Source organism: Halomonas sp. IOP_31, from assembly GCF_021151495.1.
In the GTDB taxonomy this organism is placed as follows: Bacteria; Pseudomonadota; Gammaproteobacteria; order Pseudomonadales; family Halomonadaceae; genus Modicisalibacter; species Modicisalibacter zincidurans.
The window spans coordinates 23,467-39,674 of sequence record NZ_JAIRBP010000005.1 but is presented as its reverse complement, the minus strand read 5'-3'; the positions used below and the strand labels follow the sequence as shown (position 1 = coordinate 39,674).

The window sequence follows — 16,208 nt, the reverse complement described above, 5'->3', positions numbered from 1 at the left end:
GGCTTACGCTCCTTGCGTCGTGGCGCGAAAACGAGCCAAGTACTCGGCGAAGCCGGCGTCACTCAGCCAGAATTGCAGAAGATTGGTCACACCTTTACTGGTCAGCGTCGCCCCGGAGAGCGCATCGACCTTGTACTCGGCATCAGGCGTCTGGGGGCCGACCCCGCCCTTGACCAGGCGTATGGCGGGGTCCATCCCGTTCTCGGGATAGATTTTCTTGCCATCCCACAGGGCCTTCCAGTCGGGATTGTCGACCTCGCCGCCAAGCCCGGGTGTCTCGCCCTGATCGTAGAACGACAGACCGACTACGGTATTGCCGTCCCCTTTCAGCGCCAGGTAGCCCGACATCAGCGACCACAACCCCTGCCCACGGACCGGCAGGATGATCTTGTCGGGGTTCTGCGGATCGCCGACCAGATACACCGTAGCGTAATTTTCCCGGCGACCGATACCCGCGAGATCCTGAGCCCCGGACAGGGTCCGCGACTGAGCGGGATCCTTGGCGGCCTCGAACTGATCGAAGGTCTCGGGGTTCTTGTCTTCGGCATATTCGCCGGTATTCAGGTTGACGACCCGCGCGGTGATCAGTTTGTCGTACAGTGCCAGAATGTCCTGGCCGGGCTTGTAGAGCTCGGCCACCTGGAGCAGGTTGCTCATGCGGTCCTGCTCCTGGTTCTTCTGCTGGATCGGACGCAGCGCAACCGCCGCCGAGGCTACCACGACGGAACAGACGATACACAGCGCGAACGCAACCGTGAGGGTCTTCTTGACGGAGTTGTTACTGGCCATCAGGCAGTCTCCTTGCTCATCGCGCCGGCGGTCTCACGCTTCTGGCGACGCTTGATATTGGCCTGCACGACGAAATGATCGATCAACGGAGCGAACAGGTTGGCGAACAGGATCGCCAACATGATGCCTTCGGGGAAAGCCGGGTTGATCACGCGAATCAGCACGGTCATCACCCCGATCAAGGCACCGAATATCAACTTGCCCTTGTCGGTCATCGACGCCGAGACCGGATCGGTGGCCATGAACACCATGCCGAAGGCAAAACCGCCGACCACCAGGTGCCAGTACCAGGGCATGGCGAACATCGTGTTGGTCTCGGAACCGACCGCATTGAACAGCGCACTGGTGGCGACCATGCCGAGGAAGGTACCCAGCATGATTCGCCAGGAGGCGATCCGGGTCCACAGCAGCACCGCGGCGCCGATCAGGATTGCCAATGTCGAGACTTCGCCGACCGAGCCGGCCATGAAACCGAAGAAGGCATCGAGCCAGCTCAGCTGCTGATCAAGCGCATCCATGCCACCGGCGTAGACGGTCGACAAGGCGGTCGCCCCGGTATAACCATCGGCCGCGACCCATACCGCATTGCCCGAGATCTGCGCCGGGTAGGCGAAGTACAAAAACGCGCGGCCGGTGAGGGCCGGATTGAGGAAGTTCTTGCCGGTACCGCCGAAGATCTCCTTGCCGATCACCACCCCGAAGGTGATCCCCAGCGCCACCTGCCATAGCGGAATCGTCGCCGGCAGGATCAGGGCGTAGAGCACCGAGGTGACGAAGAAACCTTCGTTGACCTCATGGCCACGCTTGACCGCGAACAGCACTTCCCAGAAGCCACCGACCACGAAGGTCACCAGGTAGATGGGCAGGAAATAGGCTGCACCGAGCACGAAGTCGGCCCAGATGCTGCTCGGGTCGTTGCCGCCGGCCAGGGTCATGGTGATGGCTTCGCGCCAGCCGCCCAGGGCGCTGTAGCCCTCGGCGATCGCCAGGTTGGCCTGCAGCCCGGCGTTGTACATGCCGAAGAACATCGCCGGGAAGGTGCACAACCACACCGTGATCATGATCCGCTTGAGGTCGATGCCATCGCGCACGTGGGCCGTCGTCCGCGTCACGTCGGGCGGCGAGTAGAAGATCGTGTCCACCGCCTCGTAGAGCGCATAGAACTTCTCGTACTTGCCCCCCTTGTGGAAATGCGGCTCGAGATTGTCGAGTGTCTGTCGGATCCCCATCATCAAGCCTCTTTCTCGATCGTGGTGAGATTGTCCCGCAGGATAGGGCCGTACTCGTACTTGCCCGGACACACATAGGTGCAGAGTGCGAGGTCCTCCTCATCCAGTTCGAGACAGCCGAGCTGCATCGCCATTTCGATGTCGCCGACAATCAACGAGCGCAGCAACTGAGTCGGCAGGATGTCCAGCGGCATTACCGTCTCGTAGGAGCCCACCGGCACCATGGCGCGCTCGGAGCCATTGGTGGTGGTGGTCGGCGCGAACTTGCCGAGCCCGGTAAACCGCGACAGGTAGATACCGAGCACCGAGTGCTTGTTGCGCCCCGGCGACAGCCAGCCCATGAAGGCGCGCTTGGTGCCCTCTTCAAGCAGACTGACCTGCTGATGAAAACGCCCCAGGTAGCTCAGTGCGCCTTCGGCGATGTTGCCGCCGAACACCGAGCCAGAGATGACCCGGGCATCGCTTTCCGCCTCGCCGATCTCGCCGTCGAGCAGTTCGCGAAGGCTCGCCCCCAGCCGGCTGCGCACCAGCCGCGGGCGATTGGCCAACGGCCCGCCGATCGCCACCACCCGGCGCGTATCGAGGATGCCTTCGGCGAACAACTTGCCGATGGCGATCACGTCCTGATAGCCAACGTGCCAGACCTGACGCGTCAGGCTGACCGGCGACAGATAATGGATGTGCGTGCCGACCAAGCCGGCGGGATGCGCGCCCTTGAAGCTTTCGGCCTGGATGCCGGCGACATCGCTGCCCGGCAGGCTGGCATCGGGCGCATGGCACAGGAACACCCGCCCCTCGGTGAGCCGCTTGAGAACCTTCAGCCCCTGGCTGAACGCCTCGGGCTGCTCGCTGATCACCAGCGCCGGATCGGCCGCCAGCGGATGGGTGTCGATCGCCGTCACGAAGATATTCGTCGGCTGGGCGTCGAGCGCCGGCGTGCGCGAATAGGGCCGGGTGCGCAGCGCGGTCCACAGCCCGGACTCGACCAGTTGATCGACGACCGCCTGGCGTTCCAGGCTCTCAAGCGCCGCGGCGCCATGCGCGGTGAACGCGACCTGTTCGCCCTGCTCGTCCACCTTGATCACCACCGACAGCAAGCGACGTTTCTCGCCACGGTTGATGGCGACCACTTCCCCGGCCGCTGGCGCGGTAAAGCACACGCCGGGAATCTTCTTGTCGGTGAACAAGCGCTGGCCAAGCTTCACCCGGTCCCCTTCCCGGATCTCCATGGTCGGCTTCATGCCGACGTAGTCGGAGCCCAGGACGGCCACATGGCGCACCGGCCGCGCATCCTCGATACGCTGTTCCGGCGCCCCCGCAATGGGGAGATCCAGGCCTCGTTTGACTTCGATCATAGTCTCGCCCAGTTATCGAATCTGATTAGCAAGGAAAGGGATTCGATGCACAGCATGATGCCGAGCCCCGCGTCCGGCTGAGCTGTCACGGCGCTTGTCACAGTGCCCGAATGCTTTTCTTATCAGAAGGTTGTCTCGAGCGGCCCGTGGCCATACGGACCGCGCCAAAAGTCGCCAACATTATATAGAGGGGCACATCGAAAGGCCACCAGCGACGCGCACCGGTGGCCTTTGTCGAAACACTACGGAGCGCTGTGCAAACGGCCACGCCGTGGCCGCCAAGGAGTGAGAACTCAATCGCGGGTACGCGGCAGGTAGAGAAAATTGACGTTGGACATCGACTGCAGGATCCGCACCACCTGACAGCTATAGCCAAATTCGTTGTCGTACCAGACGTACAGCACGGCATTGTTGCCATCGACGATGGTCGCCTTGGCATCGACGATCCCCGCGTGACGGTTGCCGACGAAGTCGGACGACACCACTTCCGGCGAATCGACGTAATCGATCTGCTTGTGCAGCGGTGAATCGAGCGACACCTGGCGCAGGTAGGCGTTGACGCTTGCCACGTCGGCCGGCCTGGCCAGGTTGAGATTGAGAATCGCCATCGAGACGTTCGGCGTAGGCACGCGAATGGCGTTACCGGTCAGCTTGCCGGCAAGTTCGGGCAATGCCTTGGCGACCGCCTTGGCGGCGCCGGTCTCGGTCAGCACCATGTTGAGCGGCGCGCTGCGTCCGCGGCGGTCGCCCTTGTGGTAGTTGTCGATCAAATTCTGATCGTTGGTATAGGAGTGCACCGTCTCGACATGGCCATGGCTGATGCCGAACTCGTCGTTGATCGCCTTGAGTACCGGAACGATGGCGTTGGTGGTGCAGGACGCCGCCGAAATGATGCGGTCGTCGTCGCCGATGTCCGTGTGGTTGATGCCATAGACGATGTTCTTGAGGTTGCCCTTGCCCGGCGCGGTGAGCATCACCTTGGCGACGCCCTTGCTGGCCAGGTGCTGCGATAGGCCCTCCTCGTCTCGCCACTTGCCGGTATTGTCGACCACCAGCGCATTGTTGATGTCGTACTCGGTGTAATCGATGTCTGCCGGCGAATCGGCGTGAATGACCTTGATGACCTGGCCGTTGGCGATCAGCGCGCTGTTCTCATGATCGACGCTGATCGAGCCGGCGAAAGGCCCGTGTACCGAGTCGCGCCGCAGCAGGCTGGCGCGCTTCTCCAGATCGTCGCCTGCGCCGCGCACGACGATGGCGCGCAGCCGCAGCAGATTGCCGCCGCCCGCCTTCTCGACCAGGATCCGCGCCAGAATACGCCCGATACGCCCGAAGCCGTAGAGCACCACATCCTTGGGTGCGCCGCCCATGCCGTTGGTACCGTGAGCGCCGACCAGCTCGCCGAGTTCCTCGCCCAGGTAGGCCTTGACATCGCTGCGGCCGCTGCGCTTGAAGGCGACGACCAGCTTGCCCAGATCGATGTGCGCCGGCCCCAGTTCGAGTTCGGTCATCGCCTTGATGAACGGCAAGGTATCGCGCACCGACAGCTCGGTCCCTTCGACCTTCTTGACGTAGCGGTGGTTCTTGAGGATGCGGATCACCGAACGGATGATCAGCGAACGACCGTACAGCGACGGCACCACATTGTACTTGCGGTACAACTGGCCGAGCAGCGGAATCATCTCCTCGGCCAGCGCCTCGTTTTCCTGCCATTCCTGGAAACAGATATCGCGTGCGTCCTGACTCGCCTTGTCTTGATCCACCTGGAAGCCCCTTTCTCGGAATCGCGAACAATGATCCGTTCATTATCCTTGCCAGGCTAGAATGCTCAATCGCTGGATGGTCGCATGCGCTGTAGGACCACTACAGAAAAGCGGGGTTGACTACAAACTCGCTTGTGGGCAAGGCGGACACTATTTTCGACAACGATCCATGATCGTACGGTCCGATTGTCCGCCGATAGCGCCGCCCTGTTATGATCTAGCGCATCGCCACCACGTCGTTACGTTGCAAAGACCCATGCCCACTTTTTCGCCCCTGGCTCCTCCGCTTCCCGACGATAACCGTCATACCCTGTATTGCCGGGCACCGTCGGGCGCCGCAGGCCCGCTGACTCTCGCCCGCCTGGCCGACGATGCGCCGCTGCTGGTGATCACTCCCGATACCGCCAGCGCGCAGCGTCTGGAAAGCGCACTGCGCTTTTTCGCCCGCGTGCCGGTGCTGCCGTTTCCCGATTGGGAGACGCTGCCCTACGACAGCTTCTCGCCTCATCAGGACATCGTCTCCGAGCGCCTGCGCACCCTGCGCCGCCTGCAGGAAGCCCGCGAAGGCATCGTCCTGGTGCCGGTCAACACGCTGATGCAGCGGCTTCCGCCCACCGATTATATCGCCGGGCGGGTCATCACCCTGACAGTGGGCATGACGCTGGACCGCGAGGGCTTTCGCGAACGTCTGTCACGTGCCGGCTACCGGGCCGTGGAGACCGTCTACGAGCCCGGCGAATACGCCCTGCGCGGCGCGCTGATCGATCTTTACCCGATGGGCAGTGAAACGCCGCTGCGCATCGATCTGTTCGACGACGAGATCGATACCCTGCGCCGCTTCGACCCGGACACCCAGCGCAGCGCCGACAAGGTCGAGTCGGTCGAGTTGCTGCCGGCCCACGAATATTCCCTGTCGCGCTCGGCGATCGCCTGCTTCCGCGAAGGCTTCGAGACGCTGTTCGACGTCGATCCGCGCCAGTGCCCGCTCTACAGCGACGCCATCAAGGGCATCCCCTCGCCGGGGCTCGAACAGTACCTGCCATTGTTCTTCGAGGAGACGGCGACGCTCTTCGAGCATCTCGCCGAGGGCACCCGCGTCGCCCTGCTGCCTGGCGTGCATGCCGCTGCCGAACACCACTGGGGCTCGATACAAAGCCGCTACGAGAATCTCGGTGTCGATCCGACGCGCCCCCTGTTGCCGCCGGCGCGGGCCTTCATCCCGGTGGCCGAGGTGTTCGCCGCGATCAAGGCCAAGCCGCGTCTCGAACTGGTCGACAGCGACGCTCATCCGCATGCCCAGCAGCCGCTGGCCAAGGCCCCGCCACAGGTCGCCATCAACGCCCGCGCCCAACAGCCGCTGGCCGCGCTGCAGGAGTATCTCGCCGCTCATCCCGAGCAGCGCATGCTGTTCGTCGCCGAATCCCGTGGTCGGCGCGAGGCGCTGGAGGAAACGCTGGCCGTTCTGCATCTTGAAATGCCGCATATCGACGACTGGCAGACGTTCATTGCCGGCGATCAACGCCTGGCGATCACCGAGGGCCTGCTCAGCGAGGGCCTGGTGCTCGACGAGCCGGATCTCGCCATCATCACCGAGACCGAGCTGTTCGGCGAGGTAGTGCGTCAGAGCCGGCGCCGCGAGAAGGCCACCGACGACAACGAGCTGGCGGTGCGCCATCTTTCCGAGTTGCGTCCCGGCGCGCCGGTAGTCCATCAACTGCATGGCGTGGGTCGCTATCTGGGACTGGAAACCATCGAGGTTGGCGGTCAGGCCGCCGAGTTCGTGACCCTGGAGTACGCCGACGGTGCACGCCTCTACGTGCCGGTGGACAGCCTGCAGCTGATCTCGCGCTATGCCGGCGCCAGCGATGAACTGGCGCCGCTGCACAAGCTCGGCTCGGATACCTGGGACAAGGCCAAGAAGAAAGCCGCCGAGCGCATCCGCGACACCGCCGCCGAGCTGCTCGATGTCTATGCCCGCCGCGAGGCACGCGAAGGCTTCGCCAGCGACCCGCCCGGGGCGGAGTACCAGCGCTTCGCCGCAAGTTTCCCGTTCGAGGAAACCCCCGATCAGCGTGCCGCTATCCATGCGGTGATCGGCGACATGACGGCCAGCCAGCCGATGGATCGAGTGGTCTGCGGCGATGTCGGCTTCGGCAAGACCGAAGTCGCCATGCGCGCCGCCTTTCTCGCCGTGCATTCGGGGCGCCAGGTGGTGGTACTGGTACCGACCACCCTGCTCGCTCAGCAGCATTATGACAATTTCCGCGATCGTTTCGCCGACACCGCCGTCCAGGTCGAGCTGATCTCGCGCTTTACCGGCGGCAAGGGCCAGGCCGATACGCTCAAGCGCATCGAGGGAGGCCGCGCCGACATCGTCATCGGCACTCACAAGCTGCTTTCCAAGAGTATCAAGCTGCCCAACATGGGCCTTTTGATCATCGACGAGGAGCACCGCTTCGGGGTTTCCCAAAAGGAGCGTCTGAAGAGCCTGCGCGCCGAGGTCGATATCCTGACGCTGACCGCGACGCCGATACCGCGCACCCTGAACATGGCGATGAGCGGTATCCGCGACCTGTCGATCATCGCCACGCCGCCGGCGCGCCGGCTATCGGTGAAGACCTTCGTGCAGCAGCGCGACGAGGCGGTGATCAAGGAAGCGCTGCTCCGCGAGATACTGCGAGGCGGGCAGGTGTACTTCTTGCACAACGAGGTCAGGACCATCGAGCAGACGGCAGAGAAGGTCCGCGAGCTGATTCCCGAGGCGCGGGTCGGCGTGGCGCATGGTCAACTGCCCGAGCGCAGCCTCGAGCGAATCATGTCCGATTTCTATCATCAGCGCTTCAATGTGCTGGTCTGCTCGACGATCATCGAGACCGGCATCGACGTGCCCAGCGCCAACACCATCATCATCGAGCGCGCCGACAAGTTCGGCCTCGCCCAGCTCCATCAGCTGCGCGGCCGGGTCGGTCGCAGCCACCATCAGGCTTATGCCTACTTGCTCACCCCAGCGCCCAAGGCAATAAGCAAGGATGCCATCAAGCGCCTGGAAGCGATCGGCCAGGCCGAGGATCTTGGCGCCGGGTTCACGTTGGCCAGCCACGACATGGAGATTCGCGGCGCCGGCGAGCTGCTCGGCGACGAGCAGAGCGGCCAATTGGAGACTATCGGCTACAGCCTCTACATGCAGATGCTCGACCGGGCGGTGAAGGCGATTCGTGCCGGCAAGACGCCCAATATCGAGGCACCGCTGGACGAAGGGGTCGAAGTCAGCCTCAACCTGCCGGCATTGATCCCCGACGACTATCTGCACGACGTCCAGCAACGCCTGATCATGTACAAGCGCATCAGCAACGCCGAAAATGAAGCCGACCTCAAGGAACTGCAGGTGGAGATGATCGATCGTTTCGGTCTGCTGCCGAACCCGGTCAAGACGCTGTTCCGTCAGACACGGCTGCGTCAGCGCGCCGAGCGCCTGGGCATCGTGCGTCTCGAGGCCGGCGACGAGCGCGGTCGCATCATCTTCGGCGCCAGCCCGGCGATCGATCCCATGACGCTGGTTCAGTTGATTCAACAGGATCCGCAACACTATCGACTCGACGGCGCCGACACCCTGCGCTTCAACGCCGAGATGGCCGATCCCGAGCAACGTTTCGCCACTCTCGAGACCTTGCTGGAAAACCTCAACCGCAAGGCCGAGGCCGCCTGATCCAGGTTGAAGAAACGCAAAAGGCCCCATCACAATCGACAGGGCCTTCCTGAACATCATTAATCGTGCCGCCCTTGGCGGCACGATTAAGTCAGCGTCTTACTTCTGCATGGACTTCTGGAACATGCGATCCATGGCCTGACGGTTTTCGCGAGCCATCTTCAGTGCAGCCTGGGCATCGCGCTGAGCAGAATTTGCGGTGCCCAGAGCTTCGTTAGCCATGCTGCGTGCCTCTGCAACGTCGGAATCCGTCTTGTCCATCCATGACTGCTGCTCGCCGCCCTGAGCGGCACAGCCTGACACCACCAGCAGGGACAGACCGATCGCGGAGAGCTTGAGAGTGCTGCTGAGACTATTTGTCATAATCATCTCCATCATTCCTTGGTTCTTGGTTAATTCCTGCTGGGCAGGCTTTCATGATCGGCTCTTGGCCGTCATGAATCTGGTTTTTCATGATGCCGACCACTATGCATCACTTCCATCCTAGAAACTAGCGGATGATAACCGTTGTGCCAAGTTGCACCAAATCCGCCAAGCGTTCGATCTGGCGATTGGTCACCGCGACACAACCCTCAGTCCAGTTGAATCGCTCATGGATCGCGGGATCGGACTTGCCCAACCCGTGGATCCCGATATTGCTCCCCAGGACGGTATCCTGTGGCGGCGCGCCGTTTCGGCGATAATAATCAAGATAGCGATTGAATTCGACTTCGCTGAACACACCGCTGCGCTTCGCCTCGCGCGCGTTGTCCAGATTGGGGTAATCGAGCCCGAGAAAGATATTGAAATCGCTGTCGCGGTTGATCCAGTTGATCCGGAACTCGCCCGCCGGTGTCGTCATGTCACCCCGCAAGCGCGTCTGGGAAACGCCGCGCCGTCCCACCGATATGGGCTGAAAGCGCTCGATTTCACGCTCGCCCCGATAGACGTGCAACGTCGAGGTGGCCTCATCGATCAGCAGCCAGATCTCACCCTGTCGGGGCGTTAGCGCCTGGCCCGTCGACGGCAGGATCAATAGCAGGCTCAAGATCAAGCCGGCTACAATTCGTCCTGTCATATATACTCTCCCGGAAATTTCCCAACCGACCAGAGCCGTCACTTGCAACTCCACCTAGTACCTGAGCCTACCATTTCCCGCACCTGAAGCCAGCTAACCGTGCCACTGACATGACCATAAAATTCTCAAAAATTGCTCTCGCTTCGATGCATCATCGCCCCGACGAGCACATCGTTCTGCAATCCGGCCGGTTCCGATCGTCTACAGAAGAAGCCATGCATCACCCGGCGGATTCGAAGGTTATCATTCGGTCGGGTAAACTGGGCGATTGCTCGACCCGGTCCCCCACAGATCCGGGCATGCGCGATTGACGCACCCGGCTCCTCAATCATCAGATTCACTGAAAGACTTGCCGATGCACAACCCTTGCCTTTGGCAAGGGTAGGTGTCTGAACAGTACGTTGGCCTTCCCCCAAGAGAAGTATCCTCTCTGGGAATGTCGCCTCAACCATTTGATCCAGGTGCATTGCGCCCGGTAGACAACGTCATGCACTTTTGAAGGCTTCCTGCGCGTACTTGCCCTACCTACCTCTCTTGCAGAGTCATTTTCGAGGCGTTATCGAGATGCGAGTATCCATTCCGCTGCCTTCTCGGCGATCATCAGGGTCGGTGAATTGGTGTTGCCGCTGACGATGGTTGGCATCACGCTGGCGTCCACGACCCTGAGGCCCTGGATACCTTTCACTCGAAGGTGAGAGTCGACTACCGCCATGGGGTCGTCGTCTCGCCCCATCTTCGCGGTCCCCACCGGGTGAAAGATGGTGGTGCCGATGTCGCCGGCCAGCCGTGCCAGGTCCTCGTTGCTCTGGAACTGCACCCCTGGCTTGACCTCTTCCGGCGAATATTTCGCGAAGGCAGGCTGGGAAGCGATGCGTCGGGTGACCCGCAGCGAATCCGCTGCCACCTGGCGGTCCTCGGACGTGCTCAGGTAGTTGGGCGCGATGGCTGGGGCCTGGCGCGGGTCGCGACTCTTGATGCGCACCGTGCCGCGGCTGGTGGGGTTGAGGTTGCAGACGCTGGCCGTGATGGCCGGGAAGTCATGCAGCGGCTGGCCGAAGGCCTCCAGGCTCAGCGGCTGGACGTGATACTCGAGATTGGGGTGCGTGTAGTCCTCGGAGCTGCGCGTGAAGGCACACAGTTGGGACGGCGCCATGCTCATCGGGCCGGAGCGCTTCAGGGCGTATTCCAGGCCGATCTTCGCCTTGCCCATGAGCGAGTTAGCCATGGTGTTGAGGGTCTTGGCCCCTGTCACCTTGTACACCGAGCGGATCTGCAGGTGGTCCTGCAGGTTTTCCCCCACGCCGGGGAGCTCGGCCACCACGGAGATGTCATGCTCGGCCAGCAGCCCTGCCGGGCCGATCCCCGAGAGCTGCAGCAATTGCGGTGAGCCGATCGCGCCCGCGGAGAGGATCACCTCACGGCTGGCCGTCGCCACGACGGTCTCGCCGGCCCGCTCGACCTTCACGCCACGACAACGCGATTCGCCGCCCTCGCCCTTCTCGACCTTGAGCCCCAGCACCTGGGTGGAGGTCCAGAGGGTCAGGTTGGGCCGTTTCTGGGCCTCGCGCAGGAAGGCCTTGGAGGTGTTCCAGCGCCAGCCCGCACGCTGGTTGACCTCGAAGTAGTCGACGCCCTCGTTGTCGCCACGGTTGAAGTCGCGCGTCCGTGGCATGCCGGCTTCCACGGCGGCGGTGGCGAAATCATCCAGCACCTGCCAGCTCAGGCGCTGTTTCTCGATGCGCCACTCGCCGCCGTGACCGTGGAAGTCACGGTGGGCGGCGTCGGCATCGCCTCCCTCATCCAGGCGATAATGGTCCTCATGCTTCATGAAGTCGGGCAGGCAGTTCTCCCAGCGCCAGGCATCGTCGCCGGTGAGCTCGGCCCAGCCATCGTAGTCCCGGGCCTGACCGCGAATGTAGAGCATGCCGTTGATGCTCGAGCAGCCACCGAGGGTCTTGCCGCGGGGGTAGATCAGCGAGCGACCGTTCAAGCCGGGATCGGGCTCGGTGCGAAAAAGCCAATCGGTGCGCGGATTATCGATGCAGTAGAGGTAGCCCACCGGGATGTGGATCCAGTAGTAGTTGTCGCGCCCCCCCGCCTCGATCAGCAACACCCGGTTGGCCGGGTCGGCGCTCAGGCGGTTGGCGAGCAGGCAGCCGGCGGTGCCAGCACCTATCACGATATAGTCGAAGGCTTGCTTGTCGTTGGAGTGTTCAGCCATGGCATGCTCTCGTTCGGCATGTAGCCCCCCAGCGGGGTGGCGCTGGCCAGTCAGCGGGTGGAAGACAGCTGACTGGCCGGCATGCCTGTCGGTCGTTGAGGAAGAAGTTACTTGGACGTCGGCATCGCGAACTCGGCCCCGTGCTCGATGGAGCTCGACCAACGCTGCATGATCGACTTCTGCTTGGTGTAGAAGCGCACGCCCTCCTCGCCGTAGGCGTGGGTGTCACCGAACATCGAGCGCTTCCAGCCGCCGAAGCCGTGCCAGGCCATCGGCACCGGGATCGGCACGTTGATGCCCACCATGCCGACCTGGATGCGCCGGCCGAACTCGCGGGCCACGTTGCCGCTCTCGGTGAAGCAGCTGACGCCGTTGCCGAACTCGTGATCGTCGATCAGCTGGATGGCGGTGGCGACATCCGGCACTCGCACGCAGGCCAGCATCGGCCCGAAGATCTCCTCGCGGTAGATGGTCATCTCCGGGGTGACGTGATCGAACAGGGTGCCGCCCATCCAGAAGCCCTCGGCACAGCCTTCGCCGGTGGTGGTCGGGTCGAAGTCACGGCCGTCGACCACCAGCGCGGCGCCCTCGGCCACGCCCTTGTCGATGTAACCGGTGATGCGCTGGTGCGCCTGAGCCGTGACGATGGGGCCCATCTCGGCATCGAGCTCCAGGCCGTTCTTGATCTTCAGCGCCTTCGCGCGCTCGGCCAGCCGCGGCACGAGCTCATCGGCCACGTCGCCCACCAGCACCGCCACGCTGATCGCCATGCAGCGCTCGCCGGCGGAGCCGTAGGCCGCGCCGATCAGGGCATCGACGGCCTTGTCGAGGTTGGCATCGGGCATTACCACCATGTGGTTCTTGGCGCCGCCGAGGGCCTGGACCCGCTTGCCGTGGCGGGCGCCACGCTCGTAGATCAGGTTGGCGATCGGAGTGGAGCCGACGAACGACAGCGCTTTGACGTCGGGATGGTCGATCAGCGCCTCCACCGAGTCCTTGTCGCCCTGTACCACGTTGAACACGCCATCCGGCAGCCCGGCTCGCTTGAGCAGGTCGGCGATCAGCAGCGAGGCGCTGGGATCCAGCGGACTGGGCTTGAGGACGAAGCTATTGCCGGCGGCGATGGCCAGCGGGAACATCCACATCGGCACCATGACCGGAAAGTTGAACGGGGTGACGCCGGCCACCACGCCCAGCGGCTGGCGGGTCGTCCAGTTGTCGATGCCGGTGCTGACCTGCTCGGTGTAGTCGCCCTTGAGCAGCTGCGGGATGCCGCAGGCGAACTCAACGATGTCGATGCCGCGCGCCACCTCGCCCTGGGCATCGGTGAACACCTTGCCGTGTTCCCGAGTGACCGCCGCGGCCAGCGCGTCCTTGTGGGCATTGAGCAGCTGAAGGAACTTGAACATCACCCGCGCGCGGCGAATCGGCGGCGTATCGGCCCAGGCCGGGAAAGCGGCCCGGGCGGCGGCCACGGCGGTGTCCACATCGGCCGGGGACGCCAGGGCCACCCGGCCGGTCACCTGGCCGGTGGCCGGGTTGAAGACGTCCTGGCTCGCGCCGGACTCGCCGGCTGATATTTGCCCATTGATATAATGCTGGATGCTGGCTGTGCTCATGGTCACCTCATATTGTATCGTTGGTCAGATCCGTGACAGGGGCTTTCCTGGCTTCGGAAAGGATGCCATTGGCGCCCAGACTAGCGGCATCGTCACCAGGATCAATCGAGTAATTTCTAACCGTGATATAAGCTTTATAAATATAAAGGACGCGCGGGGAGGGAGATACGTCACCATGCAGAAGCTACAGACCCTGCGTGCCTTCGTCACCGTGGCGCGGGAAGGCAACGAGACGGTCAGGCCGTCCGTGGCCTCCGAGCCGCTATGCGCGGAACCTCTGGCCGCAGCTGACCACCTACCTGGCCATCGACAATAACGCCACCGAGAATACCATCCACCCCTTCGTCATCGGCAGGAAGGGATGGTTGTTCGCTGGTAGTCCCAAGGGCGCCGACGCCAGTGCCATGCTCTACACCCTGGTGGAAACGGCCAAGGCCAACGGCCTGGATCCCCATGCCTACCTGACCCACGTCTTCGAGCACTTGCCGCGTGCCAGGACCGAAGACGCCGTCCGAGCCTTGCTGCCCCAGCAGCTAGCGATGGCCGATATCACGCCTTTGCCGCAATCCTGGTGATCGCCAGACGCTTACGGTTTAACGGCGCTTACCATTAAGCAACGACCGGCTGAGGTCGATGGCCGGCGCTTCATCGGCCACTGGGAGGCCGACACTGTGATCCAAGGACAAAACCAATCAGGCCTGGTCACGCTGGTCGAGCGGCGTAGCGGCTATCTGCTGGCGGCACGACTGCCCAGGATCTCGGCGGAGCTGACGAAAGCGGCCATGATACGCCTACTGAAACCTCGTCGGGGTGCGGTCCAGCCCATCAAGCTGGACAATGAGTCGGAATTCGCCGGTTGGCCCAATCAGCGAGGAAAAGAGTAAGGCAAGGGAAGGGTTGTCCAAAAGCATCCTGCAGTTTTCAGAGGAAGTCAGCCTGTAGGTGTGGATCAAAGTGCGGGTCAAAAACATCAAGGCAAAGAATAAGCCGCTTTAATCAGCGGCTTATCTGTATTCGTTGGCGGAGGGGGAGTCCGCATATATTGAGTACAGGGAAGTCTAGAGCCAATCATTTAATCATTGTTTTAGCTATATTTTTTTTGATTTTTTGTCCAGGAGCATCCAAAGCCATATCACTGATTGCAGGATCAATGTATGGGCTGGAGTATGGGCTAGGGTATGGTACGCTGATCCCCACGACAACGAGGAGGCGGCCATGGGCAAGCTCACCACACGCGGGGTACAGAAACTGGTCAGGGAGGCCAAGCCCGGGTTGACCAATGATGGCGAAGGCCTGTATCTCAAGATCGGCAAGAAGGGAGGAGCAAGCTGGATCTATCGGTTCCGGCGCAATGGCAAGCTTCGCGACATGGGCCTTGGTAGCTACTCAGACGTCAGCCTTGCTGAGGCGCGTGATCGTGCCGGCAAGAACCGTAGCCTGGTCAAGGAGGGTCTTGACCCTCTTGAAGTAAAGGTAGAGGAAGAGCAAGTAGACGAGACGAGTCCCACTTTCACCAGCTGTGCCGCACGCTACATCAAATCTCACCGCCGTAGCTGGCGGAACGCCAAGCACGCGCGGCAGTGGGTCAGCACGCTCAAGGCGTATGCCCGTCCGGTGATCGGTTCCATGCCGGTCGATGAGGTCACCACCCAGGACGTCCTGAAGATCCTGTCGCCGATCTGGACCAGCAAGACCGAGACGGCCAAGCGCGTGCAAGGTCGTATTGAGAACGTTCTCGACTACGCCGCAGCGCACAGCTACCGGGACCCCGTAAATCCTGCCCGCTGGCGTGGTCATCTCGATAAGCTGCTGGCCAAGCCTGCAAGGGTCAAGAAGGTGACCCACCACCCGGCCATGCCCTACGACGATGTCGCTGCATTCATGACCGAGCTTCAGGGCTATACCAGCATCTCCTCCAAGGCGCTGCAGTTCCTGATCTTCACAGCTACGCGCACTTCAGAGGTCCTGCGAGCTGATTGGATGGAGATCGACCTCGACAATGAAACCTGGACGATCCCAGCTGACCGGATGAAGGCACGCCGCGAACACCGTGTGCCGCTGTCACGGCAAGCAGTGGAGCTGTTGGCCACGTTGCCGAGGGTACAGGGCAATACACACGTATTCCCCGGCGCTCGCTATGGTCGCCCTCTCTCCAACATGGCCATGCTGCAGCTGATGCGCGGCATGGGGTATGGCGTCGGTGGCGAACGTGGCGACTACGTACCCCACGGCTTCCGCTCGAGCTTTCGCGACTGGACGGGCGAAGTAACCAGCTATCCCCGCGACGTAGCGGAGATGGCTCTTGCTCACACCATCGAGAACAAGGTGGAAGCGGCCTATCGCCGCGGTGACCTATTCGAGAAGCGAAGGGCGATGATGCAAGAATGGGCAGACTTCATCTGTTGTGGGCCCTCACAAACACAGGCAATCGAGGTCAACGAATAGTAAGTGGTCCCCCGGCAAAGCCGG

At 62.4% G+C, this 16,208-nt stretch carries 11 protein-coding genes and 1 pseudogene; 4 read left to right on the top strand and 8 right to left on the bottom strand.

Annotated features, from left to right (window positions below; genetic code table 11):
- Nucleotides 1-3: 3 nt before the first annotated feature.
- The 4 genes from K7I12_RS04395 to K7I12_RS04380 all read right to left on the bottom strand — a co-directional run bounded on the left by K7I12_RS04395 (nucleotide 4) and on the right by K7I12_RS04380 (nucleotide 5,136).
- A complete protein-coding gene (locus K7I12_RS04395; protein WP_150113104.1) occupies nucleotides 4-792 on the bottom strand; it encodes a Na(+)-translocating NADH-quinone reductase subunit C in 789 nt (262 codons plus the stop codon).
- Nucleotides 789-2,021 carry an NADH:ubiquinone reductase (Na(+)-transporting) subunit B gene (locus K7I12_RS04390; RefSeq protein ID WP_031383932.1) on the bottom strand — a complete coding sequence of 411 codons (1,233 nt, stop codon included), beginning with the start codon at nucleotides 2,019-2,021 and terminating at the stop codon, nucleotides 789-791. Before K7I12_RS04390 ends, K7I12_RS04395 begins: the two co-directional genes overlap by 4 nt.
- Nucleotides 2,021-3,373, bottom strand: coding sequence for a Na(+)-translocating NADH-quinone reductase subunit A (locus K7I12_RS04385; protein WP_031383933.1), 1,353 nt, complete (start codon nucleotides 3,371-3,373; stop codon nucleotides 2,021-2,023). Before K7I12_RS04385 ends, K7I12_RS04390 begins: the two co-directional genes overlap by 1 nt.
- 293 nt (nucleotides 3,374-3,666) lie before the next feature.
- Nucleotides 3,667-5,136, bottom strand: a complete 1,470-nt coding sequence (locus K7I12_RS04380; protein WP_051907452.1) for a glyceraldehyde-3-phosphate dehydrogenase — start codon at nucleotides 5,134-5,136, stop codon at nucleotides 3,667-3,669.
- Between the two features lie 256 nt (nucleotides 5,137-5,392).
- Between K7I12_RS04380 and mfd the strand changes: the two genes are divergently transcribed.
- The gene (gene mfd, locus K7I12_RS04375; protein WP_231663157.1) at nucleotides 5,393-8,842 is read left to right on the top strand and encodes a transcription-repair coupling factor; all 3,450 of its coding nucleotides are present in this window, start codon (nucleotides 5,393-5,395) and stop codon (nucleotides 8,840-8,842) included.
- A 99-nt stretch (nucleotides 8,843-8,941) separates the two neighbouring features.
- On the opposite strand, the gene K7I12_RS04370 is transcribed toward mfd, so the two are convergent.
- From K7I12_RS04370 to K7I12_RS04355, 4 genes are all read right to left on the bottom strand, one after another.
- Entirely contained in the window at nucleotides 8,942-9,220 is a 279-nt protein-coding gene (locus K7I12_RS04370; RefSeq protein WP_231663154.1) for an Lpp/OprI family alanine-zipper lipoprotein, read from the bottom strand.
- A 112-nt stretch (nucleotides 9,221-9,332) separates the two neighbouring features.
- Complete coding sequence (locus K7I12_RS04365; protein WP_231663153.1) at nucleotides 9,333-9,941, bottom strand: L,D-transpeptidase family protein; 609 nt, start codon at nucleotides 9,939-9,941, stop codon at nucleotides 9,333-9,335.
- A gap of 514 nt (nucleotides 9,942-10,455) precedes the next feature.
- Nucleotides 10,456-12,120, bottom strand: a complete 1,665-nt coding sequence (locus K7I12_RS04360; RefSeq protein WP_031383938.1) for a GMC family oxidoreductase — start codon at nucleotides 12,118-12,120, stop codon at nucleotides 10,456-10,458.
- A 107-nt stretch (nucleotides 12,121-12,227) separates the two neighbouring features.
- On the bottom strand, nucleotides 12,228-13,739 hold the full coding sequence (locus tag K7I12_RS04355) for a CoA-acylating methylmalonate-semialdehyde dehydrogenase (RefSeq protein ID WP_031383939.1): 1,512 nt from the start codon (nucleotides 13,737-13,739) through the stop codon (nucleotides 12,228-12,230).
- A 197-nt stretch (nucleotides 13,740-13,936) separates the two neighbouring features.
- Here K7I12_RS04355 and K7I12_RS04350 point away from each other — a divergent pair, with 197 nt between their 5' ends.
- The 3 genes and pseudogenes from K7I12_RS04350 to K7I12_RS04345 all read left to right on the top strand — a co-directional run bounded on the left by K7I12_RS04350 (nucleotide 13,937) and on the right by K7I12_RS04345 (nucleotide 16,184).
- Entirely contained in the window at nucleotides 13,937-14,314 is a 378-nt protein-coding gene (locus K7I12_RS04350) for a transposase domain-containing protein (RefSeq protein ID WP_442908017.1), read from the top strand.
- 33 nt (nucleotides 14,315-14,347) lie between these two features.
- A pseudogene (locus K7I12_RS17650) lies at nucleotides 14,348-14,593 on the top strand (IS30 family transposase); the annotation flags it as partial.
- A 361-nt stretch (nucleotides 14,594-14,954) separates the two neighbouring features.
- On the top strand, nucleotides 14,955-16,184 hold the full coding sequence (locus tag K7I12_RS04345) for a tyrosine-type recombinase/integrase (protein WP_231663152.1): 1,230 nt from the start codon (nucleotides 14,955-14,957) through the stop codon (nucleotides 16,182-16,184).
- Nucleotides 16,185-16,208: the final 24 nt, after the last annotated feature.